Raw genomic sequence first — 26,018 nt, forward strand, 5'->3', positions numbered from 1 at the left:
CCGATGTCGGTGAGCAGCGCGCCGACCATATCCCCGGCGAGTACCAGCGCTACCAGCCGCGTGGCAAGGCCCAGCATCAACGCCACGCCACCGACGAGTTCCACCACTGCCGTGACCGGGGCGAGCAGCTGCGCGGCGGGGATGCCCAGGCTGACAAACATCCTGGTGAACTTGCCGAGGTCACCGAGTTTGTCCACGGCGCCGCTGAAGAACATGAATCCAACGGTGAGCCGCAAGACCACATTCGGCAGCCAGCCCAGCTTGTTCAGTGCGTCGGTCATACGCCGGTACGGCGGGCGGAGACGGGCGACGAGACGTTCGCCGGCGGACAGCGGGTGTGTCATGTTTTCTCCGCGATCATCAGGGTGTATCCGGGGCGGCCCGATGTGACGGCAATCGGTCGCCAGTCGGGTGTATTCCGACACGGTATCGGAGTAAATACCGCTGTCGGCGAGAATTTCTGGCGCTGCAATGGGCAGCGCGGCGTCGGCGTGGGACGCTGCTGCCGATGCGGGTAACGCAGTGCCCGCATCGGCAACCGCGGGCTGTTGTGGATCCGTCCGGGGGAGCCGGTCAGCACCCCGGCCGGCGCAGCGGCGTTGGACACGATCTGACAACCGGTCCCGACCGCAGGCGCCCCCGCGCGGTAGCATCCCGACCATGTCTCCCCAGATATCCAGTGGCGCAACTATTCCGGCACGTAGGTCAGCGTGACGCGCCGATTGCTAGTCGCCGTGCTCGCTGCGGGCGCGATGCTCCTCGCCGGGTGCGGTTCTCCACCGGCGCCGTCAACGGCGAATAGCACCGCCTCGGGCGCCGCAGCCAGAAGCGTTCCCCAACAACTGCGGTTCACCGCCAAAACTCTGGACGGAGCGGACTTTCACGGGGAAAGCCTGGCGGGTAAACCTGCGGTGCTGTGGTTTTGGACACCGTGGTGCCCGACGTGTCAAGGCGAGGCGCCGATGGTCGGCCGGGTCGCCGCCGCGCATCCGGGTGTGAGCTTCGTCGGAGTCGCCGGCCAGGATCAGGTGCCGGCCATGAAGGAGTTCGTCGACAAGTACAAGCTGCAAGGGTTCCCTGAGCTGGCCGACACCGGCGGGACGGTGTGGGCGAAATTCGGTGTCACCCGGCAACCCGCGTTTGCGTTCATCCGCCCGGACGGCAGCATCGACGTCGTCAAGGGGTCGCTGTCCGAGCCCGATCTCACTGCGAAAACCGCGAGCATATCCAGCCCGTGATCGACACGATCGGGTTTGCCCTCGGCGCCGGGCTGGTGGCCGCGCTGAACCCGTGTGGTTTCGCGTTCCTGCCGGGCTACCTGGGTTTGGTGATCGCCGGCGGCGGCACGGCGCCCTCGCGCCAGGCCGCCCTGGTCCGCGCGGCGACGGCAACGGTTGCGATGTCCGCCGGATTCATCACCGTGTTCGGCGTCTTCGGTTTGCTGGTGTCGCCGCTGATCGCCTCCGCGCAGAAGTACATGCCGTTCGCTACCGTTGTCATCGGTGTCTTGCTGGTGACGCTGGCGGTGTCGCTGCTGGCCGGCAAGGACGTCACCGTCCTTCTTCCCCGGCTGTCTCATGGCGCGCCGACCGCGCGGCTGCGATCGATGTACGGCTACGGCCTGGGTTATGCGATCGCGTCGCTATCGTGCACCATCGGACCGTTTCTTGCGGTGATCAGCGTGACCTTCAACCGAGGCTCGATACTCAGCGGCATCCTGGCATTCATCGCCTATGCGGGCGGCATGACCATCACCGTCGGGGTAGCCGCGCTGGCGGTGGCCCTGGCCGGGGCCTCGGCGGCTGGAGCGCTTCGCCGCATCCTCCCGCACGTGGGCCGGATCGCCGGCATCGTCGTGCTGGTGACCGGACTCTATGTCACCTACTACGGCTACTACGAGATCCGCCTCTACTTCACCGATGCCAGCCCCGACGACCCCATCATCCGGGGTGTGGGGGTCGTGCAAGGCTGGCTGGCCAGCCAGGTCGACGCCCTGGGCGTCATGCCGTTGCTGGGCACGCTTGCGGCGATGGTCGCACTCGCGATCGGCTGGCACCTGTTGGCGCGACACCGAGCCCGCCACTGATCGAGCGGCGGGATCTTCCTGCCGCCGTCCGTCCCCGCGTCCTGTCGCCGCAGATGCTGCCGCTGAACTGTGGCGCCATGCCACGCGCCTCGTGTTGGATGACGGTATGCAACTACCGCAGCGGCTCGCCCGGTTCAACCGGCACGTGACCAACCCCATTCAGCGGATGTGGGCCGGCTGGGCCCCGTCGTTCGGCATTCTCGAGCACGTCGGCCGGCGCTCCGGCAAGGGCTACCGCACCCCCCTGACGGTGTTCAGCGCCGAGGTCGACGGCAAGCCCGGGGTGGCCATCCTGCTGACCTACGGCCCCGACCGCGACTGGCTCAAGAACCTCAACGCGGCCGGCGGCGGTCGGATGCGCCGCCACGGCACGACGTTCGGCGTCGCAAGCCCGCAGGTCGTCAGCAAGGAGCAGGCCGCCACTCATGTCGGCGGCGCCGCACGTCGGGTGTTCGCGCGACTGCCGTTCGAGCAAGCGGTGCTGTTGACCAGGACCGACTAATTTGCGCGGGCCGCAGCACGTTTGGTGACGAAATACAGCGCGACCGTGACGGCCCAGGACAGCAGACTCAGCCAGAGTTGGGTGCGGGCGGTCGCGTCGAAGGCCATCTGCACCAGCACCGCGGCGATCCCGGCGACGGTCAGGATCGACAGCACGGGAAAGAACCACATCTTGACCGGCAGCTTCTCCGGTGCGGTGCGGCGGCGCAACACGATCTGCGACAACGCAATCAGCAGATAAACCAGCAGCACGATGGCGCCCGACGAGTTGAGCAGAAACGCGAACACGGTATCGGGCGCAACTGCAGCCATGATGACGCACAAAAACCCGACGACCGACGACGCTACGATCGCCGGATAGGGCACCCCGCGAGCACTGACTTTGAGCAGCCGGGCCGGCGCCTCGCGTTGACCGGCGAGCACGAACAGCACCCGCGACGCGCTGTAGAGGCCGGAGTTCAGGCACGACAGCACCGCGGTCAGCACCACCGCGTTCATGACATGGTCGGCGCCGGGAATCCCCATCTGCTTGAGCGCGCCGACAAATGGCGAGGCGCCCGATTGCGCGTATTTCCAAGGCATCACAACCGTCAGCAGAAACACCGAGCCGACGAAGAAGATCGCGATGCGGGCGGCCACCGCGTTGGTCGCGCGCTCGACGGCACGCTTGGGATCGGGGGTTTCCGCGGCGGCGATAGTGGCCACCTCGGCGCCGACCATCGAAAAGATCACCACGACGATCGCGCCGAACACCCCGTGGGCTCCGTTGGGGAAGAAACCGCCGTCGGCGTACAGGTTGGAGAAGTCCGCGCTGCGGTGGGGCCACAATCCGCAGGCATACATCGTGGCGAGCCCCATGAAGAGCAGGATCGCCGCGACTTTGATTCCGGCGAACCAGAATTCGAACTCGCCGTACGACGAGACCGACAACAGATTCGTCGCCGTCATCAACAACATCAGACCGAGCGACAGCAGCCACAGCGGGGCAGCGAACCAGTAGGTGATGACCTTCGCCCCGGCGACGGCCTCGAAACCGACGACGATCACCCAGTAATACCAATACAGCCAGCCCACCGAGAATCCGGCCCAGCCGCCCAACGCTTCTCGCGCGTACTGCGCGAACGACCCGGTCGTGGGATTCGCGGCCGCCATCTCCCCCAGCATGCGCATCACCAGGATGATCAGCACGCCGCACAACGCATAGGTCAGGAAGGCGGCGGGCCCGGCTTTGCCGATGACGACGCCCGATCCTACGAAGAATCCGGCGCCGATGATGCCGCCGATGGCGATCATCGTCAGCTGACGCTGCGACAACCCATGGCTCAGTTGCGGTGTGGCGCTCATGGGCGGGACGACCGGAATCGCACAGGCATCGAACCCGGCGACGCGGGACTCATCGAGTCTGAGCCGATTCTCGGGACCCTCCGCAAGCTGGGCCAGAGGCGCTCATGCGCCGCTGAATGCGGTGTACATCATGCGCCCGTAGAGTTCCCCCAGCTCGTCTGCACCCCAGGGGGTGGAGGTGTCCAGCAGCGAACGGACCGCGGCCTCACACGACGAGATGAAGAACTCGATCAGCACCGGCAGCTTGGCGTCGGCGTTGTCGATGTGCCACCACCGCGTCAGCGCCGGGCCGATCATGGCTGCGGTCAAGTCGGCCATCTGGGTTCGGACCCGCACGAAACGGCCCGCGACCGCCGGGTCGGGGCCGGCGGAGAACACCACCCGCCAGGAGTCCGGTCGTTCGGCCACGCAGCGCAACAGCGACTGGTAGCCGGCCACGAATGCCGATTGCCGCTTTTCGCCGCGAGCGGCTTCCAGCGCTGCCACCAGTGCGCCGCGCAGAGCTTCCGTCTCACGCTCGAGCAGTGCGGTGATGATCTCGACCCGGTCGGCAAAGCATGCGTATACCACCGGGCGTGTGACGTTCAGGCGATCGGCGATCGCACCCACGGTGACCTGGCCGACACCGTGTTCGACGGTGATCGCCAGCGCCGCGTCGAGCACCTGCGGCCGGCGTCGCTCCGGGCCCAGATGACGTGCTCTGCCGCGCGGCGACGCATCAACAGCGGCATTGGGCACGACCTCACGCTACCACGCGATGCTTCCATCATGGAGGAAATTGCTTCATAGGTGTAGATTCCGGCGGTAGCGCCGCGGGTCACGTCCGCATTGCCGAAAACGGCGCCGACTGACCGGCGGCGACATGGACGACCGGGATCGAATGCGCCGCCCGCGCCTTGTCGACCGTGCCGAGCCGCAACCACGCCGCGCGGGCTTCGGTGATCACCAGCTGATCGGGCCGGAAGCGTCGCACCGCAGCGTCGAGGGCCCGCAGCGGCCGGTAGTCGCCGAGTTCGCCGTCGACGTTGAGTCCGGCACCGCGCATCGCGGTGAGAATCGCGTCGAGTCGTGCGCGGGCGGCGGTGACGGTGGCGTCGCGGACGAACACCGGCCCGGTGCGCTCGGCCTGGCCGGTGTCGACGGGGTTGACCGGAACGCAAATGAAGTACTCGGCGCACCGCTGGGCGTCGACGCGGCGCAGCACATCGAAAAGCTCACTCGCGGAGACGTTTTTGTTGGCCAGCACCAGCACCCGGTGGGCTGCGCCCATCGGCGGCACGGCAGGCTCGTCGCGGCCCGGCCTACGTCGCCACCGCGGCACGAAGTAGAACGCCAGGACGACCAGCCAGGAAAACATCCCCAGCCACAATTCCATGCGGGCGCCCGCGTCGAACGCCATCAGCACCAGCACGCCGACCAACGCGACCACGGTCAGCACCGACAGCCCCGGAAATAGCCACATCTTCACCCGCAGCCGCTCAGCCGGTGTGCGGCGGCGTAGCAGGATCTGCGACAACGCGATCACAAGGTATATCGAAATCACAAGTGCACCAGATGATTTGAGCAGGAAAGTAAACACCACCCCCGGCGCCACCCACGCCATCAGCACGCAGCCGAAACCCATGATCGACGACACCAGGATCGCGGTGTACGGCACCCCGCGGCGGCCGACTTTGACCAATTCCGCCGGGGCTTCGCCACGGGCCGCCAAGACGTAGAGCATCCGCGACGCGGTGTAGAGACCCGAGTTCAGACACGACAGCACCGCTGTCAGCACCACCGCGTTCATGATATGGCCCGCGCCGGGAATCCCCATCTCCGCCAACGCCGCAACGTACGGCGAAACACCGGGACGCTCTGCGTTCCACGGGACGATGACCGCGAGCAGGAACACCGAACCCAAGTAGAAGATGACGATCCGCACGACCACAGATCTGGTCGCCCGGGCCACCGCGCGTGCGGGGTCGGCGGTCTCGGCGGCCGCGATAGTGGCAACTTCGGCGCCGACCATCGAGGAGACAACGACCGCGACAGCACCGAAGACCGTCCCGATGCCGTGCGGGAAGAAACCGCCGTACGCCGTGAGGTTGCTGAAGTCGATGCCGTGTCGCGGCCAGCAGCCCAGGACGAACATCGAGCCGAGCGCCAGAAAAGCCACGATCGCCGCGACTTTTATTCCGGCGAACCAGAATTCGAACTCACCGAAGGCCCCCACCGAGGACAGATTGGTCGCCGTCATCGCCACCAGCAGAATTCCCGACAGCAGCCACAGCGGCGCAGTGATCCAATACGACAACACCAAACCGCCGGCGACGGACTCGAACCCGACCACCACGACCCAGAAGTACCAGTACAACCAGCCGACCGAGAATCCCGCCCAGCCGCCGAAGGCCTGCCGGGCGTAATCGGCGAACGAACCGGTCGACGGGTTGGCGGTGGCCATCTCGCCGAGCATGCGCATCACCAGCACGACGAGCACGCCGCAGACCGCGTAGGTGATGACGGCGCCGGGCCCCACCTCGCCGATGATGACACCGGACCCGACGAACAGCCCGGCGCCGATGACGCCGCCGAGCGCGATCATGTTGAGCTGCCGCTGGGAGAGCCCACGACGAAGCGGGGTCGAGTGCTTCTCCGGCATTAAGGCACGCTAACACCCACCCGGGGGGCGTGCTCGATTCAGACCGGCACGGCGCGCAGCGCGGCGGGCAGGCTGGGCAGGAAGTGCACGGCGGCGAAAGCGCGGATGTCGTCTTCGCCGACGATCTGCTGACGGGCGGGCAATACCAACAGCATCGCCGCATAGCGCAGGATGGTGTCGGCCAGCTCGTCGACGGCATCCGACCCGATTTGCTCGGCGAACCCGTCCGGGAAGATGACCCGAAGCGCTGCCGCCACCCGCTCGACGGCGGCAGCCCAGTGTCGGCGCGCCAACTCGATCATCAGGCCGGGCTCGTCGGCGAGCATCCGGGTCAGCACCCGGTGCCGGCGGAACCGCAGCATTGACAAGGTGAATGCCTCGACGTAGTAATTCGATTGTGGACGGCGGCTTTTCAGCTCTTCGGCGATGTCGGCGAACAGGACCGCGTTTTCGCGGTCGATGACGGCGGAGACCAACTCATCGCGGTTGGCGAAGCGCCGGTAGATGGTGGTACGGCTGACCCTGGCCCGTCGGGCCACGTCGTCGAGAGCGACCCGGCGGAAGCCATGCCGACCGAACTCGACGACGGCGGCGTCGAGAATCGCGGTGGTGGCCGCGTCAACGGGGCTACCCGCGGGCATGGCCCGCTCTAGCAAAACCGTTGTAGCGCAGACGCATCGGCAGCCGGTCCCATAGCCAGTTCACCGGCCGCGACCGCCACATCGCGGCGAACCGCTGATAGCGGCGCTCCTGACGCTCACTCCAGGGCAGTTCGAGCAGAGCGCGGGCCCGCGGCGGCATACCGCCGGTGGTCAGGAACGCCGCGAGGGGGTTGAACACCGGTGACACCAGCCGCCACGCCAGCGGTGACACGCCCTTGGGTCGCGGGAATCCTTTGGTCACATATCCCACACCGTATTTCGCGGTCGGATGCGCGACCATGACGTCGTTCATCATGTGGTCCCAATACTTCTCGAACCCCTGGTAGTCGGCGGGCATCGCCCGCTCGCTGACCCCGTAACGGCGGTACCAGGTCTTGGATTCGAGATAAATCTGCTCCCTCTCCGCGTCGGTCAGGCGTTTGACGAAGGTATCGGCGAAATACAGCACCTGCTCGACGAAGGTGGCGTGCGCCCAGAAATAGGTGTCGGGGTCCAGCGCGTGATAACGCTCAGCTTTTCCTTGCCCGGCGGGCATGAACCCCTTGATCTGGTGGTGGAAGTCGCGGACTTGCCGACCGGTGTTGTCGTCGTCGGATCCGTAGACGGTTTTGAAGATCGGCGGCAGCGAGCGCTTGATCCGCGCCGAGGTGTCGCTGAAGAACACCGAGTGATCCAGCACGCCCTGCCCGAGTTCGGCCAGCATGTTCTGCAGCACCGCGGGCCGCGGGCCGATCAGGAACATCCGGTTGTCGCCGAAGTAGCGCCACACCAGCGACTGCGGCCCCAGCGGTAGCGCATCGGCGGTCTGCCCGGCAGAAGGCTCACGCAGCTCGGTCATGCGGAACAGTGTTACATATTTAGCACTTTGTACCAAATGCAATTGTCACGTTGGCAAAATGTGACCGCCATGTTGCCGTCGGAAACGGCGTGCCTCGGTGGGCGCCGCTGCTCAGGACGGCAATATGTGGCTGGTGCCTGAACTGTCACGCCGTGCTGCGTTGCGCCTCGGCGCCGGTGCTTTCGCGGGCGCGGCGGGGATCTGGACGTTCGGCGCCCTGGTCGACCCGACGCAAGTCCCCGCCGACCCCAGCCCCTTCGAGCCCGCGGCGCCGGCCGGCCCGCCCGCGCCGCCCGTCGCCGCTCCCACTCCGCTACCGACCAAGATGTCCGGATCGTTCATCTCGGCGGCCCGCGGCGGCATCGTGACCAACTACATCATCGCCAGGCCGCCCGGTCAGATCGCGCCGCTGCGCCCCGTGATCGCACTGCACGGTGTACGCGGCAGCGCCAAGCAGGTGATGAACTTCGGTGTCGAGCAGGTGCTCGCCGATCTGGTCGCAGCGGGCCGGCCACCGTTCGCGGTGGTCGCCGTCGACGGCGGGGACACCTACTGGCATCGGCGGGCCGGCGGCGAGGATGCGGGCTCGATGGTGCTCAACGAGCTGATCCCGATGCTGGCGACGATGAACATGGACATCACCCGCGTGGGCTTCATCGGCTGGTCGATGGGCGGCTACGGCGCGATGCTGCTGGGCTCCCGGCTGGGTCCGGCGCGCACGGCCGGGATCTGCGCCGTCAGCCCAGCGCTGTATCAGTCCTACACCGCCAGCACGTTGGGCGCGTTCGACAGCTACGACGACTGGACGCGCAACACCGTCTTCGGATCGCCGGCGCTGTCGACGATTCCGCTGCGGATCGACTGCGGCAACGACGACCGCTTCGCGCCGGCCACGCACCAATTCATCGGCCAACTGCGGACACCGCCCGCGGGCGGCTTCAGCCCCGGCGGGCACGACGAGGCTTACTGGCGTCAGCAGCTGCCGGGCGAACTGGCCTGGCTGGCGTCCTGACCCGGTCAGCCCTGAAAACCTCTGAGCCGCAGACTGTTTGTCACCACTAACAGCGAAGAACAGGCCATCGCGGCTCCGGAGATCATCGGGTTGAGCAACCCCATAACCGCCAGCGGGATAGCCGCCGCGTTGTAGCCGAACGCCCAGAACAGGTTCATCCGGATGGTCCGCAGCGTGCGTGCCGACAGCCGCAGCGCGGTCACCACGGTGTGTACCTCCGTGCGCATCAGGGTGAAATCGCCCGCGTCGATCGCCGCGTCCGCCCCGCTGCCCATCGCCATACCGATGTCGGCAACGGCAAGGGCCACCGCGTCGTTGACACCGTCGCCGACCATGGCCACGATTCGGCCCTCGGCCTGCAAATCCTTGACGGCTTTGGCCTTGTCGGTGGGCAGCACGCCGGCGATCACGTTGTCGGCCGCTATGCCGACTTGGGCGGCGACGCGCCGGGCCACCGTCGGGCTGTCACCGGTCAGCAGCATCGGCGTGATGCCCATGCCGATCAGTTCGGCGATCGCCGCGGCGCTGTCAGGCTTGATCTGATCGGACAGCGTGATCACACCGCGCACCTGCCCACCCCACGCCACCTGCACGGCCGTTTGACGGACGGGCGCCAGCAGGTCGACGCCGGCCAGCGACCCGGCCCGCGATACCGCCACCTCGACCCCGTCGACGACGCCGAGAACCCCGGTTCCCGGGGTGTTGACGAAGTGATCGGGACCGCTGCCGATGTCGAGACCGCGGTCACGAGCTGCCGCCACGATCGCCGCCGCAACCGGGTGCTCGGACGCCGACTCGATGACGGCTGCGCGCGCCAGCACCAGGTCGGCGTCTTCGCCCGCCCGGGCATCGACGTCGTGGACGGTCATCGCGCCGGTGGTCAGGGTGCCGGTCTTGTCGAACACGACGGTGTCGACGCCCTTGACGGCCTCCAACAGCTTCGGATCCTTGATCAGGATGCCGAGTTGGGCACCGCGGCCGGTGCCGACCAGGATCGCGGTCGGGGTGGCCAACCCGAGCGCGCACGGGCAGGCGACGATCAGCACCGCGACGGCGGTGGTGAACGCCGACGCCGAGGGCTGTCCGACCAGCAGCCAACCGGCCATGGTCGCCGCCGCGATCACCAGCACCACGGGGACGAAGATCCCCGCGACCCGATCGGCCATCCGCTGGACCGGGGCCTTGCCGTTCTGCGCCTCGCTGACCAGCTTGGCCATCCGGGCCAGTTGGGTGTCGGCGCCGACCTTGGTGGCGCGCACCAGCAGCCGGCCGTAAGTATTGAGCGAACCACCGGCGACGGTGTCACCGACAGCCACGTCGACGGGTACCGGCTCACCCGTCATCGCCGAAGTGTCCAACGCCGTTGCACCGTCGACGATCACTCCGTCAGCGGCCACCCGCTCCCCCGGCCGCACCACGACCACATCGCCGACCTGCAACTGCGGGACCGGCACGCGCATCTCGGCTCCGTCACGCAGCACTACGGCGTCCTTGGCGCCCAGGCTCAACAGCGAGCGCAGCGCGGCCCCGGACGCCCGTTTGGCGCGCGCCTCGGCGGAGCGGCCCGCCAGCTGGAACACCGTCACAGCGGCGGCGACTTCGAAGTAGACCGGGGCCGCGTCGTGCAGCAGCACCACGGCCGTCGACCAGCAATAGGCGGCCAGCGTGCCCAACGACACCAGGGTGTCCATCGTCGACGAGCGATGCCGGATGCCCAATAGTGCCGCGCGGTGGAACGGATAGCCGCCCCACGCCACCACCGGCGTGGTCAGTGCCAGCGCCAGCCATTGCCAACCGGCGAACTGCCAGCCGCTCACCATCGACACCGCGACCACCGGAATCGCCAGCAGCGTCGACCCGATCAGCCGCGGGCGCAGCTCGTCGTGCGCGGCATCGTCGGACGGCCCGAACGGATCGACGACCACCGAGGCTTGATAGCCCGTCGACTCGACCGCACGGATCAGATCGCCGGCCGACACCGCGTCCTCGTGCTGCACATGGGCACGTTCGAGAGCGAAGTTCACTGCGGCCTGCACGCCGTCGAGACCGTTCAATGCGCTTTCGATGCGGACTGCGCAGGCACCGCAGCTCATGCCGCGCAGATCGAGATCGGTGGTGATCATGCCACCGTCGTGCGGGCGGTCCGCCGCAGCCGGGCGATGCCGACTACCGCCAGCATCCCGGCGAGCGCCGCCAGCAGCAGAGTCACGAGCAGCATCGAGGGGTCATAGACCACCGAGGTGGTCACCGACTGGTCCCGGAGGACGGGCGCCACGGCAACGGTGGCGCGGACCGCCGACCAGCTGAGGGCGCAGCCCACCGCCGCCGCGCAGGCCAGCAGCAGTTCGACGACGGCGCGCAAACGTGCCATCACCAGCGGGAATCCTCATCGTCGGCGGGCGGCTCGTGGAGCCCGACCCGCTCCTCGACCAGCGGGGTGAGCAGATTCCGCAGCTGCCGGTGGCGGCGCGCCCAGGCCTGGGCGGTACGCCCGCCGGTGAGCCGCAGCCCGATGCCGGTCCGGCCCTTGGGCACCCCGACCAGCTCCCCGAGCGCGCGGGCCGACTGCCAGCGTTCCACGTCTTTTCGCGCTGCCGTCGGGGTATCGGGTTCGGGGTAGACCTCGACGATCTCGGACACCTTGATCGTCTCGGTGCCCTGGCGCAGCGTCTGCGGGGTCAACACCACCGACGTGTGAATGCGGGCCGCCTTGACTTGCAGCGCAATGAAACTCGTCAGCACCACCAGGAAGAACAACGGCACCGAGAGCTGCCAGCCGTTGCCGTTGGACTTCTCGATCCACAGCATGATCCCGGCGGCGATCGGACCGGCGAGCAACCAGTACCAGGTGGCACCGACCTCGCGAAAGATCGGCGCCGCCTCGGTGTCCGTGCCGGCAGTCACGACCTCTATCATCCCTTGCCGCGCCAACGGTCGAAATACCTGGGTCAGCATCGGCGCTCACCGGGTGAAAAAGTTGTGCGCGTCGCTGCGGTGCAGCAGGAAAATGCCGCCCGCAATCAGCACCGAGCCGGTGATGCCGGCCGCGCCACACACGAAGGCATACAACGGCGGCCAGGTCGCCGTGCACAGCCGGGTGCCGACGTAGACCACGGTCGCAATCGCCCCGCCCGTCAACGTCGTTCGCGCCCAGCGGTATCCGGCCCGCATCAGGATCAGGAAGGTCACGACGATCGCGCACAGCACCGCGGTGAACAGCGCAGAGGCCAGCAGCAGCGGAGTGGGGCGTTGCCCGTTCGACGAGCCGACGACATCGGCCGCGTAGCCGATCACCATCAGCGGCAGCGCCACCATCCATAGCCAGAAACCGGTGTCGACGTCGACCGGCCGGCTCGGGGGCGGCCCGGGCCGCGCGGAACCGGTCACGACAACCAGTCGGCCACGTGCGCGGCCCAGTAGGTGAGCACGATGTCGGCGCCGGCGCGCCGGATGCTGGTCAACGACTCGAGCGCGGCACCACGCTCGTCGATCCAGCCGTTGGCGGCGGCCGCGGCGATCATCGCGTACTCCCCCGACACCTGATAGGCGGCGACGGGGACCGGTGAAATCTCCGCGGCGGCCTTGACGAGGTCGAGGTAGCTCATCGCCGGCTTCACCATCACGATGTCGGCACCCTCGTCGAGGTCGAGCCGCACTTCACGCAACGCCTCGCGGGCATTGCCCGGCTCCTGCTGGTAGGTGCGCCGGTCGCCCATCAGGCTGGAGCCCACCGCTTCCCGGAACGGGCCGTAGAACGCCGACGCGAACTTGGCCGCATAGGCCAGGATGATCACGTCGGTGTGGCCGGCAGCGTCCAGGCCGTCGCGAATGGCCGCCACCTGGCCGTCCATCATGCCACTCGGACCGACCACATGTGCACCCGAATCTGCCTGCGCGACAGCCAGTTCCACATACCGCACCAGGGTGGCGTCGTTGTCGACGCGGCCGCGCTCGTCGAGCACGCCGCAGTGGCCGTGATCGGTGAATTCGTCCAGGCAGGTGTCGGCCATCAGCACGGTCGAGTCACCGAGATCTCTGCTCAGGTCGCGCAGCGCGAGGTTGAGGATGCCGTCGGGATCCGTTCCCGCCGACCCGGCGGCGTCTTTGTCCTCGGTGCGCGGCACTCCGAACAGCATCAGCCCGCCCACTCCGGCGGCTACCGCGTCGTGCGCGGCTTTTCGCAACGAGTCGCGGGTGTGTTGGTACACGCCCGGCATAGAAGCGATGGGGCGAGCGGCCGTTATGCCGTCGGCAACGAACATCGGCAAGACCAAATGTCTTGGTTCCAGCGAGGTTTGCGCGACCAACCGGCGCAGCGCCGGGGTCGACCGGAGCCGGCGCGGACGCAGCCGCGGGTACATACTCATGCGCGTGCGTTGACTCTGCGTCCAGGGCGGGGGCCACTCGGACTTTGTCGCCCCTGACGCAGAGTCAACGCACGACGAGTCATCGCCTGCGGCTCTTCTTACGCGGTGGCGGCAGCGCACCCTCGGCGCGCAGCCGAGCGGCATGCTCGGCCAGCGCCTCGATCAGCGGACCGACCGCGGCAGTTTCGGGTTGCACGTCGACGCGCAAACCGAATTCGGCTGCGGTCTCAGCGGTTTTCGGGCCGATGCAGGCGACGATCGTCCGAGCGTGCGGCTTGCCGGCGATGCCGACCAGGTTGCGCACCGTCGAACTGGACGTGAAGCACACCGCGTCGAAGCCACCGGTCTTGATCATCTCGCGGGTGGCCGCCGGCGGCGGGGCAGCCCGCACGGTCCGGTAGGCGGTGACATCCTCGATCTCCCAGCCGCGCTCGCGCAGACCCTCGGCCAGCGTCTCGGTGGCGATGTCGGCGCGCGGCAGCAGCACCCGGTTCACCGGGTCGAAGATGCTGTCGTAGTCCGGGAATTCGTCCAGCAGACCCAGCGACGACTGCTCGCCGGAGGGCACCAGCTCGGGGCTGATCCCCAACGCGCGGACCCGGTCGGCGGTCGACTCGCCGACGCAGGCGATCTTGACGCCGGAGAAAGCGCGGGCGTCCAGGCCGAACTCGCAGAACTTCTCCCACACCGCACGCACCGCGTTGGTAGAGGTGAACACCACCCACTGGTAACGCCCGTCGACCAGGCCTTTGACCGCGCGCTCCATTTGCGCGGGGCTGCGCGGCGGCTCGACGGCGATGGTCGGCACCTCGATCGGGAGCGCGCCGTGCGCGGTCAGCCGCTCGCTCATCTCGCCGGCCTGATCCTTGGTACGCGGAACCAGCACGGTCCAGCCGTACAGCGCGCGGCTTTCCCACCAGTTCAGCTTGGCCCGGTTGGCGACCGTCTTGCCGATGGTGACGATTACCGGCGCGGGCGCCGCGTCGTCGGCGGCGAGCAGCAGCGTCGAATCGGTCAGCCCGCCCAGCGTCGACTCCACCGAGCGCTGCGCGCAGGTGGTGCCCGACGAGGTGACCACGCAGGGCGTGGTGTCGGACAAGCCGTACTCGATCAGCGTCCGAGCCGCATCGGCCACGTGCGAGGAGGTGGCCTGCAGGATCAGCGGACCCGGCCCGGCGGCCAGCGCACCCCAGTCGACGTCGGGGTCACGAACGTCAGCGACGGTGTGCGACGAGCCCAGCGGCAGCCCGGCGTAGGTCGGAACTGCGGCGCTGGCGGCCAAGCCCGGCACGATCTCGAAGAGCAGGTTGCTGCGAGCCACGGTGTTCACCTCGGTGATCACCGCGTCCACCGAGAGCGGATCACCGGAGACCAGCCGTACGACGTCGGCTCCGGTGCGGGCCTCGGCCACCAGCGTCTTGGCCACCTCGGCCGGATCGCCCAGCGCAGGCCGGATGTCGGGCCCCACCGACATCACCGCGGCGGGTTGATCGCCCGCGTCGGCGCCTGCGGTGCCGTCGCCGGCCTCCCCAACCGGCGTCGCAGCCGGAGCGGGCCCAGAGACCGGCGGCAAGTCGTTGCCGATCAACGCCAGCACCGGCTCGGGCACGTCGGGGTCAATGAACACCAGGGGGGCATTGGCCAGCACCGTGGCGGCCCGCGTCGTCAGTAGGGCTGGGTCGCCTGGACCCGAGCCCACGAACATGATGCGGCCGGGCCGCGGCTTGCGCCCTCGCGTCGTCATCGTCGCTCCTACCTACCTTGTTGGCGCGCGTGCGTTACCGCGCGCTCGACATGACTTCCCGTGCCCCCAGGTCGAACAGCTCGGCGGCCACCGAGAGCCCCAGCTCTCGTGCCCGATCCGGACTTCCGATACCGGACGCGCGGATCACGTCGGATCCGTCCAGTGCCGCCACACAGCTGCGCAGCGACAACTCCTCGAAGATGTGGCCGTCCTCGTCGATGGACTCGACCACTTCCGCGATCGCCCCCACCGGCGCGGAACAACCCGCCTCCAGTTCGGCGAGCAGGGCCCGCTCGGCGGTGACGGCCGCACGGGTGTCGGCGTCGTCCAGCTCCGCGAGCAGTGTCGCGAGCCAGGAATCCCCAGCTCGACACTCGACGGCGAGCGCTCCTTGACCCGGCGCCGGCAACATCTGCACCGGCTCCAGCGTCTCGGTGACATCGTCGAGACGACCCAGCCGGGTCAGACCCGCCCGGGCAACCACGATCGCGTCCAGATCGCCACTGCTTACCCTGTTCAACCTGGTGTCTAGGTTGCCTCGTAGGGGGCGAATTTCCAAACCGAGACCCAGTGCTCTAAGCTGCGCGGCCCGCCGGGGCGACGACGTGCCCACGATTGCGCCGTTCGGCAGCTCTCCCAGCACCAACCCGTCGCGGGCCACCAGCGCATCACGCGGATCTTCCCGCCGCGGAATCGCCGCGATCACGAACCTGTCGTCCTGCGCGGTCGGCAGGTCTTTGTAGGAATGCACGGCCATGTCGACTTCGCCGGCGGCGATCGCTTCCCGTAGCGCAGCGGTGAAAACGCCGACACCGATGTCGGCGATCGGCTCTTGTGACTGGTCCCCTGCAGTGCTGACAATCACCAATTCGGCGTGCTGGCCCTTGGCCAGCAGGGCATCTCGGATGCCGCCGGCCTGGGTGGTGGCCAGCAAGCTGCCACGGGTACCTATCCGGATCACCTCGGGCAAGCGGCTACTCAGCTGAATCTTTTGGCAAAACGGACAATTCGCCCGCGTTGGCGACGGCATCGACGGCGGTCTGATCGAGTTCGAACAGTTCCCTGAGGGCCTCGGCGTAGCTGTCGCCGCCGGGCGCGCTGGCCAGCTGTTTGATCCGCACCGTCGGCGCGTGCAGCAGCTTGTCCACGACGCGGCGCACCGTGCGGGCGACCTCGTCGCGCTGACCGGCTTCCAGGCCGGGCAGTCGGTTGTCGAGGCGTAGCAGTTCGGCCTCGACGACGTCGGCGGCCCGCTGGCGCAGCGCGGTCACCGTCGGGGTGACTTCGGCCATCCGCTGGCCGGCCAGGAAGGTGGCAACTTCGGCGGCGACCAGGTGACGAGCGGCGTCGGCGTCGGCCGCGGCAGCCTTGGCGGACGGTTCACGCTGGATGCGGTCCATGTCGACCACCCAGACGCCCGGCAGGCCACCCACCGCGGGGTCGACGTCGCGGGGCATGCCGAGGTCGCAGATCACCAGCGGGGTGTCTTCGCGGCGGCTGGCGGCCAGCGCGTTGTGCACGTCGGCCAGCGACACCACCGGACGGACCGCCCCGGTGCAGCTGACCACAACGTCGGCGTCGGCCATTGCGGCGGGCAGCTTGTCGAGGTCCAATGCCTCAGCGGCGGTGCCGGACTCGCGAAGCTTGCGGGCCAGTCGCTGCGCGCGGGGCAGCGACCGGTTGACGACGTAGATGTGGCCGACGTCGGCCCGGGTCAGGTGGGCCACCGACAGGCTGCCCATCGCTCCGGCGCCGACGACCACGGCGGTCTTGTCGTGCAGTCCGCCGAGCTTGTGTGCGGCCATGCCGAGGGCGACCGAGACGACGGACGCACCGGCAGAGTCGATGCCGGTTTCGGTGTGCACCCGCTTGCCGACCGCTAGGGCGCGCTGGGCCAGCTCGTGCAAGACGCGACCGACCGTGCGGTTGGTCTCGGCGGCGGAGTAGGCACGGCGGACCTGGCCGAGCACCTGCTGCTCGCCGATAACGGCGGAATCCAGACCGCTGGCCACCGCGAAGAAATGCTCGACCGCGGCTTCGCTGTAGCGGACGTAGGCATATTTGGTGAGCTCGGGCACGGTCATGCCGGACTGGTCGGCGAGCACCTGGCCGATGGCCGACAGGCCGCCGTGGAAGGCGTCGACGACGGCGTAGACCTCGACGCGGTTGCAGGTGGACAGCACCATGGCCTCGGTCACCAGCGGCGACTGCATGATCCGGTCGACGAGCTTGACTTGCTCGGACTCGTCGGTGCTGAGCCGCTCCAGGACCGAGACCGGCGCGCTGCGGTGCGACACACCGAAGAGCAGAACGCTCACGGCAGAATCACCTGGCCTGCTCCCTTGCTAACACCGGTGAATTGACTACTACCCACCGTAGACGGTTACCAGATAGGCCACCAAATTTACGCCCAAGTCACCCGCGCACGGCGACGATGCGGGCGGCGCAGCCGACCGAGGAGAAGCCGGGCACTCAGGTCAGGCCAGGTCCTGCCGCAGCCGGGACTCGTCGAGCTCCCAGTAGCTGTGTTCGCGCCCGTCGAGCAGGACGACGGGCAGTCGATCGCCGAATTCGGCACGCAGGGCCGGGTCGCCTTCTCGGGCCTTGGCGTCGACGTCGGTGGTTTCGAGGTCGAAGCCGAGTTCCGCGGCGAGTTGCCCGAGTTGGGCGTGGATCCCGTCGCAGATCGTGCAGCCGGCACGGGTGAGGAGCTGGACGTGACGGCGGGACATGGTCCCAGTGTGTCAGGCTGAAAGACGAATCCGCCCACGCTGATCGGCGACCACTCGGCGGTCAAAAGCTGAATACCGGGATTATTGATCGGCGATAAGCTCCCACCGTGTCGGAAAATCCGCGACGCGGACCTATGCACGGGCACGGCGCCAGCCCGATTCCGTCTGCGCCGACTGGGTTGCCGTCGGCGTGGCAGCCCGCGCCGCCCAGAGGACAGCCGCGCGGCCTGACCTACATCGCGCTGGGGGTTGCGGTGATCGCCACGGTTCTGGCGGTCATCGGCTGGTTTCGGCCCGCACCGCCACCTGCCCCGGCGCACGCCGTGGCGCCGACGTACTCCGAAAAGCAGATTGCCGATGCGAAGACGCGAGCGTGTCGTGCGCTGGAGGTAGTGAACAAGGGCGCAGTACTGCATTCGGGCACCGGTGCGCCTGCCCAACAAAGTGGCGACCCCGCCATGGCGGAAGCGCAAGCGGCAGATTCGCGGCTCTCGATCATTGCGGGCGGTTGGTACCTCCGCGATCACCTAGCCCCAGCCACACCACCAGACCTCAAATCGACTATTGAGCACCTGTCGGAAGTAGCGCTCGATATGGGGCAGAACTACCTGGCCGGCGTTCAGAATAACGACGCCGCTCAGGCCGCCTTGATCAAAGAAGGCAATTCCACGTTCGCGCGCGCTCTGGAGCTCTGCAAATAATGCCAGCAAATAGCGGCGATCCGTGGTTTCGGCTCATGGTAGGCCATTGGTGGACACCGGAGATAGATTTAGGAGTTGTACGCGCTGCCGCAACGAAGCGGCACATGAATGTCACTGCGTGGCAGAGCTTCTCCGAACAACTACGCAATGAGCTCAGCGGATCGCTCAGCCCCGAGCTTCAGAAAGGGATCACCGCCGAAAACCTGCGTGACACTTTCGCCTGGGGTGCCGACCAGGCCGGACGCGTTGCGAAAGTAAATGAAGTGATCGGTGACTCGCACTGCTGCGCCCACCGCTGCGCCAGCGAGCTGAATTCACGACTTGAGACGATCGCTTCCGAGGGAAAAGCCGAAATCGACCAGATTCAGGCGTCCAAAGACATGCCACTGGTCAAGCTCGGCAGAATCGTTGACGTCGTGCTGCGTTCTCAGCAGGACGCGAACGCGGCCGCAGCGCCGAACACCCAGAACGTCTTCGAGGCGATGCAGAACATCCTCGACCAACGTGGCGTCCCCCTGAGCGCACGCCAATTTTGCCAACAGAACGGTATCGACACCACTCGATTGCTCGGCTCACCCAACAAGGAAACGGTCACCCAGCAGGTGAAAGGCCTTCTCGGCCCATGCGACTCACTCGAAAGTTCGGCGCCTGGCGTCGGGGACGAAGCGTTCGGGAGCCCAGCCGGGCAAGGGCCGTCACCCTCACCCGCGCCGGCCGCGGGCGGCCCGACCCAGCCGTACTCTGCGCCCGGACCGCAGGCCCCGTTCGGCGACGCTGCCCCCCAGCCCGCCGCCCAGCCCCAGCAGTACGGCGCCCCGGTACCGCAAGCACCGCCAGGCCCAGCCGCCTCGGCCGTACCTCGCGCGCCGCTTCCATCCAGCGGACCATCGCCTGCCGTCCCCTCCGCAAGCTCGCCCCCACCGCTGAGTGGCCTGCCAAATTGCCTGCCCGCCAACGCTTTTAATCCCTCCGCTATGGGCTCTGTGCCGTCGACGAACGCCCTGGCGCCGGGGCTGAATCCGGCCGCGGGCCAAGGCGCGCCCCTGTCGGGCGCATTCAACAACGGCGCGCCGCTGACCAGCCCAGTCCAGCCACAAATACCGGCTCAGGCGATGTCGGATCTCCCCGCATCGACCATGCTGGCGGCGGCGCACGCGCCTGCGGTCGATGCGCCCCCGCCACCGCCGGCCCCGGCGCTGAGTAACACCGCCAGCCCCGCACTAGACCCGGGTGCCACATATTTGGCTGGGCCCACCCCAGCACAATCCGCCCCAGCGCAATCCGCCCCAGCGCAATTCGCCGCCGCGGCGCCTGCAGGTCCGCTGCCGAGCTACGGATCGGACATCAGAGCGCCAACGCTTGTCACATCGACGCCCACGGCACCGTCCAGCCCTGTCACGACGCCGTCCGGCCCGTCGACCTACTCCCCCACCTCGGCACCGGTCGGTTCCTCCGCCGCAGCGAGTGGACCCTCGCAGCCCGCGGTCATCCGCCAACCGGCTGGCTCGCCGACCGGGCACCCGGCACCGGCCGGCGTCGGCGAGCAGGCCGTCGCTTCGGCCGCAGGCGGAGGCGCCGCCGGCGCTGCGTCTGCGCAAGCCCACGAGAAGGCCCGGCTTCAGCGACTTGTCGATTTCGTCGCCCGCCAGGAGCCGCGCCTGCGCTGGGTCGCCGGGGATCGTGCCGATGGAACGACGGTGCTGATCACCGACCTTGCCGGCGGCTGGATTCCGCCGGGCATCCTGATCCCATCCGTCGTCACGCTGCTTGAGCCTGCCGAGCGACGCGGCGACCTCGAGGCTGTGCTGGGTCCGGTCGAGGCGTCGGCCAGCTACACCCCGCTGCACTACCTCCCGGAACCCGACGACAAAGCTGAGCCCACCGCAACGTCGTTGCGGCCCCGGCACGTTCCTGCCGTCGCCGACCTCGGTTGGGAGCTGAGTCAGGCCACCAAATACCGCGACGGGCTGCCTCAGATGGCACACACTATTGCCCGCGCCGCGTTCGCCAACACGGGCCTGATAGACGTCGAAATGCAGCTCCTCAACCAACATCTGACCAAACTTCGGGAGGATGTCATCGGCTCCTACCCGGCCGACGTGGACGCAGCCGCGGTGTCGAATTGGCAATTACTGGCGGCAATCGACGCATTGGCCAGCACGGATGCGATCGGCGCCAACTACCATTTCGCCTGGTTCCAGGCGCTGAATCGTGTTCCTTAGGAAGAGGATTCGATGGACCCGGAGCAGTTGCAGATCGTTCTCGGCCAGCTCGCGCACGCCTACGGCATGCCACCGCCACCGCCCCTGACGCCCGATCAAATCGCCTCGGGCAGCTCGCTGATGAGCCAGCTGCTGGCCACGTTGGGCCTGGCCGGCAACTCCGGCGACCCGGCCGATGCCGCCGCCGCCGCCGCACAACACGCCCAGCGCGACCAGCAGACCGGCGACGCACTGACGAAATTCCCGGCAACCGAGGAAGCTTCGAGCAGACAGCTCGAGTCGCTCATGGGTACCGCCCAACAGCTGCCGCAACAGGTCATGCAGACCTTCAGCGGCCTCTTCAGCGGACTGACCCAACCACTCAATCAGGCCATGCAGCAGGCCTCGCAAGTGAGCTCGCAGCTGACCAGCACGCTCGGCGAGGCGGGCCAAGGCACCGGCCTGGGCGCAGCGCTGCCGGCCGACACTCTCGGTGATGCACTCGGTGCGGGCGGCGCTGGACTAGGCGCCGGCGAAGCCGGGGCGGGAGCAGCACTCGCCGGTGACACCACCCCGGCGGCAACCCTCGGGCCGCCGCCGACCCCGTCGGCAGCAACGGTGCCCGCCTCGGCGCAGATGCCCGTCGCACCGCCCAGCGTCCCCGACTCCGGCGCAGCGACGCGCGCAACGATGGGCGGCGGAATGCCGATGATGCCCCCCGGTGCCGCGCATGGTGCCGCAAGCGGAAACGACAGTAAGGCCGAGACCAAGCGCGTGGTTCCGCCGACCGTGAAGAACGGTGCTCCTGTCCAAGGTCGGATCAGCACTCCACAGGCTGCGCCAGACGTGGTGAAACGTGTCGCCGGTAAGCCGGTGGCCAGTCGACGCCTGCTCGTCTCGGCGGACACCCGCGACGACGCTGACGAAAACGCCCGCAAGCAGCCATAACCCCGACACGCCAAGGGTGAATTGCGCCCGCCGCCGAAGTCCTCTGGCGGCACCGGCCCGTCACGAGGCGCACCGGCGGGCTCTGCCACGAACTCCAGCCAACCGGGCGCCGCCGGGCCGGATAGTGTGAAACCGTGACCGCTCCCGGCGGCCCGGGCACTGCGGAGCCCGGCGCAGAAGCAGAACCCGACCCCGCTGAGCAGCCGTTGGAAACGGCGGCCGCCAACGCCAGCGCCGAGCGGGCGTTGAAGGATGTCCAGATCGGCGAGGAGCCGGGCGCTGAGCAGCCGCCCGTCGACCTCACGGCGGCGGCATTCTTCGATGTCGACAACACTTTGGTGCAAGGCTCGTCGATGGTTCACTTCGGCCGCGGACTGGCCGCCCGCAAGTACTTCACCTACCGTGACGTGCTCGGATTCGTCTACGCACAGGCCAAGTTTCAGCTCCTGGGCAAGGAGAACAGCAACGACGTCGCCGCCGGCCGGCGTAAAGCACTGGCGTTCATCGAGGGCCGGCCGACCACCGAACTCATGCAGCTCGGCGAAGAGGTCTACGACGAAATCATCGCCGACAAGATCTGGGAGGGCACTCGCGATCTCGCGCAGATGCACCTCGACGCCGGCCAACAGGTCTGGCTCGTCACCGCGACACCGTACGAGCTCGCGATCACCATCGCCCGCCGCCTCGGTCTCACCGGCGCGCTGGGCACTGTCGCCGAATCAGAAAACGGCGTCTTCACCGGCCGTCTCGTCGGCGACATCCTGCACGGCCCCGGAAAGGCGCACGCCGTCCGGTCATTGGCCATCCGCGAGGGCCTGAATCTGAGGCGCTGCACCGCTTACTCCGACAGCTACAACGACGTTCCGCTGTTGTCTCTGGTCGGCACCGCCGTGGCCATCAATCCCGATGCGGCTTTGCGCGATTACGCCCGCAAACGCGGCTGGGAGATCCGCGACTTCCGGACCGCCCGCAAGGCGGCCCGCATCGGGGTACCGTCGGCGTTGGCGCTGGGCGCGGCGGGCGGCGCCTTGGCTGCGGTGGCATCTCGGCGGCAATCTCGCTGATAAGCTGCGCCGTCGAACACCTGTAAGAGTGGAGAGCAGCGCATGGCATTGCCCGCCGGCACCGAAGGCCTGATCGGCACGCACTACCGGTATCCCGATTACTTCGACGTCGGCCGCGAGAAGATTCGTGAGTTTGCCGAATCCATCAGCAACGATCATCCGGCCCACCACACAGAGGCGGCGGCCGCCGAATCCGGCTACGACGCCACCGTGGCGCCGCTGACCTTCCTAGCCGTCGCGGGACGTCGCGTCCAGATGGATGTCTTCACCAAGTTCAACATCCCGATCAACATGGCCCGGGTGCTGCACCGCGACCAGAAATTCCTCTACCACCGCCCGATCAAGACCGGTGACCGGCTGTATTTCGACACCTACCTGGACTCGGTGATCGAGTCACACGGCACGGTGATCGCCGAGATCCGCAGCGAAGTCACAGACGCCGGCGGCGAACCCATCATCACCAGTATCGTCACCATGCTGGGCGAGTCGTCCAACCCTGACGCCAACGCCGAGGCGACAATCGCGGCGATTGCGTCGATCCGCTCCGGGGCCTAATGTCAGTCCGAAATTTCAAGGGGGAATCCCAACCATGAGCACCGATCTCACGCCGAATTTTGACGACGTTCAGTCCCATTACGATCTGTCCGACGAGTTTTACCAGCTCTTCCTCGACCCGAGCCAGACCTACAGTTGCGCCTACTTCGAACGCGACGACATGACGCTCGAACAAGCTCAGCTGGCCAAGGTCGACTTGTCGCTGGGCAAACTCGGCCTGGAGCCGGGCATGACGCTGCTCGACGTGGGTTGTGGCTGGGGCGCCACGCTGCGCCGCGCGATCGAAAAGTACGACGTCAACGTCATCGGCTTGACGCTGTCCAAGAACCAGGCCGAGCACGTGCAGAAGTCGTTCGACGCATTGGACACTGCGCGCTCCCGGCGGGTGCTGCTCAACGGCTGGGAGCAGTTCCACGAGCCGGTTGACCGGATCGTCTCGATCGGCGCGTTCGAGCATTTCGGCTTCGAGCGCTACGACGACTTTTTCAAGATGGCCTGGGACGCGCTGCCGGCCGACGGAACGATGCTGCTGCACACCATCGTCGTGCCGAGCGACCAAGAATTGGCAGATCGCGGCATCAAGATGAGCATGAGCAGAGCACGGTTCGCCCTGTTCATGATGCGGGAGATCTTTCCTGGCGGCCGCCTGCCGACCGTCGCGATCGTCGAAGACCATGCCACCAGGGGCGGATTCGAGGTCACCCGCGTGCAGCCGCTGCGCCAGCACTATGCGCGCACGCTGGACTTGTGGGCCGAGGCGCTGGAGGCTCGCAAGGACGAGGCCATCAGGATCCAGTCCGACGAGGTCTACGAGCGGTACATGAAATACCTGACGGGCTGCGCCGAATTGTTCCGCGAGGGCGCGTGCGACGTGGCCCAGTTCACCCTGGTCAAGCCGGCCGAGTAATCAGCCGAAGAACATGTTGCGGCGGCCCGCCAGCAGCTGATACAGCGTCTGCTGGATGGTTTCGCGCACCTGGTCGGTCAAGTCGAAGGTGACCATCGGGTCGTCGGCGTCCGCGCCCTCATAATGCGCGGTGTCGATCGGCTCACCGAATGCGATGTGCCACTTCGACGGCAACGGCACCAGCCCGGCCGGGCCGGCCAGCGGGAACAGCGGCGTGATCGGGAAGTAGGGCACCCCGAACAGCCGCGCCAGCAGCCGCACGTCGGCCAGCATCGGATAGATCTCCTCCGAACCGACGATCGAGCACGGAATGATCGGCGCCTTGGCACGCAGCGCGGCTGCCACGAATCCACCGCGACCAAATCGCTGCAGCTTGTAACGATCCTTGAAGCGCTTACCCAGACCCTTGTAGCCCTCGGGGAACACCGCGGTCAGCTCGCCGGCCGCCAGCAATCGGTGCGCGTCGGCGGTGCAGGCCATGGTGTGTCCGGCCTTTCGCGCCGCGGCACTCACCACCGGCAGGTCGAACACCATGTCGGCGGCGAGTAGGCGCAGATCCCGGTGCGCGGGATGTTCGTCGTGCACGGCGACCGAGGCCATCAGCCCGTCGAACGGCAGGACGCCGGCGTGGTTGGCCACCACCAGGCCGGCACCGGTGTCGGGCAGATGCTCGATGCCGCTGACGTCGACGCGGAACCACGACTTGAAGAAGAACCTCAGCAACGGCCGGACGATCGCGTCGTTGAAGTGCGGATCGAAGCCGAACTCGTCGACGCGGTAATCGCCGGACAGCCGCTGCCGCAGGAAATCAGCGACGGCGCTTACTTTCTGCGCGATCTCAGTGACAGGCTGCTCGGCGGCCGACCGGTTAGCCGCTTCAAGCCGGTGCAGGTCGATGTCGCGTACGACAGCTGCGATCTCGTCGGCAGACGCCCGGGAATCGGGCTCGGTGAGCAGAGAAGGATGCCGGCGCGCGGTCTGGGCGCGTTGCACAGCACGTCGTTGCGCCGCTGCGCGATTTGAATTTCCGTGCAGCGGAATGACTTTGGCTTTAGAATCATCCGCCATAGGGTTAACTTCCCCTCGCGTCAATTGATGTTGGCTCGAGGACCAAAGCGCTGCAGTGCTGCCACGGCCCGACCTTCAATGGAGCGTACCCACTCCGGATCGATAATGGGAGCCAAAGCCCGGCCGCGAACGTAATCGTCAAAAGCCTCCGCGGTGGACCACTTCGGGTGGTATCCGAGTTCCTGTTTCATCCGCGTGGTGTCCATCACTCGGCCATAGCTGAGATAGTCGAGTTGTTCGCGGTTGATGTCCAGGTAGCCGTTGGCGCGGCGCAACGAATCCAGCGCCGCGAGCCCAAATCCCGGTACCGGCACCGCAACTCGGCCCGCCCGCCGGATCGCTTGGGACAGCATGATGATCCCGCTCGCACCGATGTTGAACGTGCCGGGTCGGCCGACCATCACCGCGCGCTCCAACGCGCCCAGCGCATCTTGCTCATGTAACAGCTGCAAGCGCGCATCGCGGCCGAGCACCGTCGGGACCAACGGCCCGGCCAGGTAGCGCGACAGGCTGGTTTCCATCGCCGGGCCGATCATGTTCGCCAACCGCAGAATGGTCACCGCGATGTCAGGCCGACGCCGGCCGAGTCCGCGCGTATAGCCCTCGATGTCGAGACTGTCCCTTGGAAAACCTTCCCGGAACGGGCG

At 67.5% G+C, this 26,018-nt stretch carries 27 protein-coding genes; 10 read left to right on the plus strand and 17 right to left on the minus strand.

Annotated elements, in window-relative coordinates; genetic code table 11:
- Positions 1-344: DoxX family protein (locus AC2VOG_RS06595; RefSeq protein WP_486939113.1), on the minus strand; the 344-nt coding region annotated here is incomplete at its 3' end.
- Between the two features lie 408 nt (positions 345-752).
- Here AC2VOG_RS06595 and AC2VOG_RS06600 point away from each other — a divergent pair.
- The 3 genes from AC2VOG_RS06600 (at position 753) to AC2VOG_RS06610 (ending at position 2,588) form a co-directional block, all read left to right on the plus strand.
- Positions 753-1,238 carry a protein disulfide oxidoreductase gene (locus tag AC2VOG_RS06600; RefSeq protein ID WP_486939135.1) on the plus strand — a complete coding sequence of 162 codons (486 nt, stop codon included), beginning with the start codon at positions 753-755 and terminating at the stop codon, positions 1,236-1,238.
- Positions 1,235-2,086, plus strand: a complete 852-nt coding sequence (locus tag AC2VOG_RS06605) for a cytochrome c biogenesis CcdA family protein (RefSeq protein ID WP_486939114.1) — start codon at positions 1,235-1,237, stop codon at positions 2,084-2,086. The genes AC2VOG_RS06600 and AC2VOG_RS06605 overlap by 4 nt, the downstream gene beginning before the upstream one ends.
- A 106-nt stretch (positions 2,087-2,192) precedes the next feature.
- Positions 2,193-2,588 (plus strand): nitroreductase family deazaflavin-dependent oxidoreductase, encoded by a 396-nt coding sequence (locus AC2VOG_RS06610; protein ID WP_486939136.1) that lies wholly within the window; start codon positions 2,193-2,195, stop codon positions 2,586-2,588.
- Here the strand turns inward: AC2VOG_RS06610 and AC2VOG_RS06615 are convergent.
- The 5 genes from AC2VOG_RS06615 to AC2VOG_RS06635 all read right to left on the minus strand — a co-directional run bounded on the left by AC2VOG_RS06615 (position 2,585) and on the right by AC2VOG_RS06635 (position 8,072).
- Complete coding sequence (locus tag AC2VOG_RS06615; RefSeq protein WP_486939115.1) at positions 2,585-3,931, minus strand: amino acid permease; 1,347 nt, start codon at positions 3,929-3,931, stop codon at positions 2,585-2,587. The genes AC2VOG_RS06610 and AC2VOG_RS06615 overlap by 4 nt on opposite strands.
- Positions 3,932-4,033: 102 nt before the next feature.
- Entirely contained in the window at positions 4,034-4,669 is a 636-nt protein-coding gene (locus AC2VOG_RS06620) for a TetR/AcrR family transcriptional regulator (RefSeq protein WP_486939116.1), read from the minus strand.
- A 79-nt stretch (positions 4,670-4,748) separates the two neighbouring features.
- On the minus strand, positions 4,749-6,572 hold the full coding sequence (locus AC2VOG_RS06625) for an amino acid permease (protein ID WP_486939117.1): 1,824 nt from the start codon (positions 6,570-6,572) through the stop codon (positions 4,749-4,751).
- A 38-nt stretch (positions 6,573-6,610) separates the two neighbouring features.
- Complete coding sequence (locus AC2VOG_RS06630) at positions 6,611-7,213, minus strand: TetR/AcrR family transcriptional regulator (protein WP_486939118.1); 603 nt, start codon at positions 7,211-7,213, stop codon at positions 6,611-6,613.
- Positions 7,200-8,072 (minus strand): oxygenase MpaB family protein, encoded by an 873-nt coding sequence (locus tag AC2VOG_RS06635; RefSeq protein WP_486939119.1) that lies wholly within the window; start codon positions 8,070-8,072, stop codon positions 7,200-7,202. The genes AC2VOG_RS06630 and AC2VOG_RS06635 overlap by 14 nt, the downstream gene beginning before the upstream one ends.
- Positions 8,073-8,196: 124 nt before the next feature.
- Between AC2VOG_RS06635 and AC2VOG_RS06640 the strand changes: the two genes are divergently transcribed.
- Positions 8,197-9,084 (plus strand): alpha/beta hydrolase, encoded by an 888-nt coding sequence (locus AC2VOG_RS06640; RefSeq protein WP_486939137.1) that lies wholly within the window; start codon positions 8,197-8,199, stop codon positions 9,082-9,084.
- A 5-nt stretch (positions 9,085-9,089) separates the two neighbouring features.
- Here AC2VOG_RS06640 and AC2VOG_RS06645 read toward each other — a convergent pair whose 3' ends face one another.
- From AC2VOG_RS06645 to AC2VOG_RS06685, 9 genes are all read right to left on the minus strand, one after another.
- Positions 9,090-11,207, minus strand: coding sequence for a heavy metal translocating P-type ATPase (locus tag AC2VOG_RS06645; protein WP_486939120.1), 2,118 nt, complete (start codon positions 11,205-11,207; stop codon positions 9,090-9,092).
- Positions 11,204-11,455: a hypothetical protein gene (locus tag AC2VOG_RS06650; RefSeq protein WP_486939121.1), complete on the minus strand. Its 252-nt coding sequence runs from the start codon at positions 11,453-11,455 to the stop codon at positions 11,204-11,206. The genes AC2VOG_RS06645 and AC2VOG_RS06650 overlap by 4 nt, the downstream gene beginning before the upstream one ends.
- Positions 11,455-11,988, minus strand: coding sequence for a DUF3093 domain-containing protein (locus AC2VOG_RS06655; RefSeq protein WP_486939122.1), 534 nt, complete (start codon positions 11,986-11,988; stop codon positions 11,455-11,457). The genes AC2VOG_RS06650 and AC2VOG_RS06655 overlap by 1 nt, the downstream gene beginning before the upstream one ends.
- A 57-nt stretch (positions 11,989-12,045) precedes the next feature.
- Complete coding sequence (locus tag AC2VOG_RS06660; RefSeq protein ID WP_486939123.1) at positions 12,046-12,471, minus strand: hypothetical protein; 426 nt, start codon at positions 12,469-12,471, stop codon at positions 12,046-12,048.
- Positions 12,468-13,451 carry a porphobilinogen synthase gene (gene hemB, locus AC2VOG_RS06665; protein WP_486939124.1) on the minus strand — a complete coding sequence of 328 codons (984 nt, stop codon included), beginning with the start codon at positions 13,449-13,451 and terminating at the stop codon, positions 12,468-12,470. Before hemB ends, AC2VOG_RS06660 begins: the two co-directional genes overlap by 4 nt.
- 79 nt (positions 13,452-13,530) lie before the next feature.
- Positions 13,531-15,195, minus strand: a complete 1,665-nt coding sequence (locus AC2VOG_RS06670) for a bifunctional uroporphyrinogen-III C-methyltransferase/uroporphyrinogen-III synthase (RefSeq protein ID WP_486939125.1) — start codon at positions 15,193-15,195, stop codon at positions 13,531-13,533.
- A gap of 34 nt (positions 15,196-15,229) precedes the next feature.
- Positions 15,230-16,156: a hydroxymethylbilane synthase gene (gene hemC / locus AC2VOG_RS06675; RefSeq protein WP_486939138.1), complete on the minus strand. Its 927-nt coding sequence runs from the start codon at positions 16,154-16,156 to the stop codon at positions 15,230-15,232.
- Between the two features lie 13 nt (positions 16,157-16,169).
- Positions 16,170-17,513, minus strand: coding sequence for a glutamyl-tRNA reductase (locus AC2VOG_RS06680; protein WP_486939126.1), 1,344 nt, complete (start codon positions 17,511-17,513; stop codon positions 16,170-16,172).
- Between the two features lie 159 nt (positions 17,514-17,672).
- Positions 17,673-17,927, minus strand: a complete 255-nt coding sequence (locus AC2VOG_RS06685) for a glutaredoxin family protein (RefSeq protein WP_486939127.1) — start codon at positions 17,925-17,927, stop codon at positions 17,673-17,675.
- Positions 17,928-18,181: 254 nt separating this feature from the next.
- Between AC2VOG_RS06685 and AC2VOG_RS06690 the strand changes: the two genes are divergently transcribed.
- The 6 genes from AC2VOG_RS06690 (at position 18,182) to AC2VOG_RS06715 (ending at position 24,303) form a co-directional block, all read left to right on the plus strand.
- Positions 18,182-18,628: a hypothetical protein gene (locus tag AC2VOG_RS06690; protein WP_486939128.1), complete on the plus strand. Its 447-nt coding sequence runs from the start codon at positions 18,182-18,184 to the stop codon at positions 18,626-18,628.
- Positions 18,629-18,732: 104 nt separating this feature from the next.
- Positions 18,733-20,850, plus strand: a complete 2,118-nt coding sequence (locus tag AC2VOG_RS06695) for a DUF5632 domain-containing protein (RefSeq protein ID WP_486939129.1) — start codon at positions 18,733-18,735, stop codon at positions 20,848-20,850.
- 12 nt (positions 20,851-20,862) lie between these two features.
- Positions 20,863-21,777 (plus strand): hypothetical protein, encoded by a 915-nt coding sequence (locus AC2VOG_RS06700; protein WP_486939130.1) that lies wholly within the window; start codon positions 20,863-20,865, stop codon positions 21,775-21,777.
- A gap of 206 nt (positions 21,778-21,983) precedes the next feature.
- The gene (locus AC2VOG_RS06705; protein ID WP_486939139.1) at positions 21,984-22,841 is read left to right on the plus strand and encodes an HAD family hydrolase; all 858 of its coding nucleotides are present in this window, start codon (positions 21,984-21,986) and stop codon (positions 22,839-22,841) included.
- A gap of 42 nt (positions 22,842-22,883) precedes the next feature.
- A complete protein-coding gene (locus AC2VOG_RS06710; protein ID WP_486939131.1) occupies positions 22,884-23,396 on the plus strand; it encodes an FAS1-like dehydratase domain-containing protein in 513 nt (170 codons plus the stop codon).
- 34 nt (positions 23,397-23,430) lie between these two features.
- Positions 23,431-24,303, plus strand: coding sequence for a cyclopropane mycolic acid synthase family methyltransferase (locus AC2VOG_RS06715; protein WP_486939132.1), 873 nt, complete (start codon positions 23,431-23,433; stop codon positions 24,301-24,303).
- Here the strand turns inward: AC2VOG_RS06715 and AC2VOG_RS06720 are convergent, their stop codons facing one another.
- Together AC2VOG_RS06720 and AC2VOG_RS06725 are read right to left on the minus strand one after the other, a co-directional pair.
- Positions 24,304-25,371, minus strand: a complete 1,068-nt coding sequence (locus tag AC2VOG_RS06720) for a lysophospholipid acyltransferase family protein (protein WP_486939133.1) — start codon at positions 25,369-25,371, stop codon at positions 24,304-24,306.
- Positions 25,372-25,391: 20 nt separating this feature from the next.
- The coding region (locus AC2VOG_RS06725; RefSeq protein ID WP_486939134.1) for a Rossmann-fold NAD(P)-binding domain-containing protein at positions 25,392-26,018 on the minus strand (627 nt) is incomplete at its 5' end.

It is taken from the genome of Mycobacterium sp. TH-M11 (assembly GCF_057473725.1).

What these genes read in the sequence shown, in the direction of transcription:
- AC2VOG_RS06600 (WP_486939135.1), top strand. Translation starts at nt 753, where the DNA reads ATGCTCCTCGCCGGGTGCGGTTCTCCACCGGCGCCGTCAACGGCGAAT.
- AC2VOG_RS06610 (WP_486939136.1), top strand. Translation starts at nt 2,193, where the DNA reads ATGCAACTACCGCAGCGGCTCGCCCGGTTCAACCGGCACGTGACCAAC.
- AC2VOG_RS06615 (WP_486939115.1), bottom strand. Translation starts at nt 3,931, where the DNA reads ATGAGCGCCACACCGCAACTGAGCCATGGGTTGTCGCAGCGTCAGCTG.
- AC2VOG_RS06625 (WP_486939117.1), bottom strand. Translation starts at nt 6,572, where the DNA reads ATGCCGGAGAAGCACTCGACCCCGCTTCGTCGTGGGCTCTCCCAGCGG.
- AC2VOG_RS06630 (WP_486939118.1), bottom strand. Translation starts at nt 7,213, where the DNA reads ATGCCCGCGGGTAGCCCCGTTGACGCGGCCACCACCGCGATTCTCGAC.
- AC2VOG_RS06635 (WP_486939119.1), bottom strand. Translation starts at nt 8,072, where the DNA reads ATGACCGAGCTGCGTGAGCCTTCTGCCGGGCAGACCGCCGATGCGCTA.
- AC2VOG_RS06640 (WP_486939137.1), top strand. Translation starts at nt 8,197, where the DNA reads ATGTGGCTGGTGCCTGAACTGTCACGCCGTGCTGCGTTGCGCCTCGGC.
- AC2VOG_RS06645 (WP_486939120.1), bottom strand. Translation starts at nt 11,207, where the DNA reads ATGATCACCACCGATCTCGATCTGCGCGGCATGAGCTGCGGTGCCTGC.
- AC2VOG_RS06650 (WP_486939121.1), bottom strand. Translation starts at nt 11,455, where the DNA reads ATGGCACGTTTGCGCGCCGTCGTCGAACTGCTGCTGGCCTGCGCGGCG.
- hemB (WP_486939124.1), bottom strand. Translation starts at nt 13,451, where the DNA reads ATGAGTATGTACCCGCGGCTGCGTCCGCGCCGGCTCCGGTCGACCCCG.
- AC2VOG_RS06670 (WP_486939125.1), bottom strand. Translation starts at nt 15,195, where the DNA reads ATGACGACGCGAGGGCGCAAGCCGCGGCCCGGCCGCATCATGTTCGTG.
- AC2VOG_RS06685 (WP_486939127.1), bottom strand. Translation starts at nt 17,927, where the DNA reads ATGTCCCGCCGTCACGTCCAGCTCCTCACCCGTGCCGGCTGCACGATC.
- AC2VOG_RS06695 (WP_486939129.1), top strand. Translation starts at nt 18,733, where the DNA reads ATGAATGTCACTGCGTGGCAGAGCTTCTCCGAACAACTACGCAATGAG.
- AC2VOG_RS06700 (WP_486939130.1), top strand. Translation starts at nt 20,863, where the DNA reads ATGGACCCGGAGCAGTTGCAGATCGTTCTCGGCCAGCTCGCGCACGCC.
- AC2VOG_RS06710 (WP_486939131.1), top strand. Translation starts at nt 22,884, where the DNA reads ATGGCATTGCCCGCCGGCACCGAAGGCCTGATCGGCACGCACTACCGG.
- AC2VOG_RS06715 (WP_486939132.1), top strand. Translation starts at nt 23,431, where the DNA reads ATGAGCACCGATCTCACGCCGAATTTTGACGACGTTCAGTCCCATTAC.
- AC2VOG_RS06720 (WP_486939133.1), bottom strand. Translation starts at nt 25,371, where the DNA reads ATGGCGGATGATTCTAAAGCCAAAGTCATTCCGCTGCACGGAAATTCA.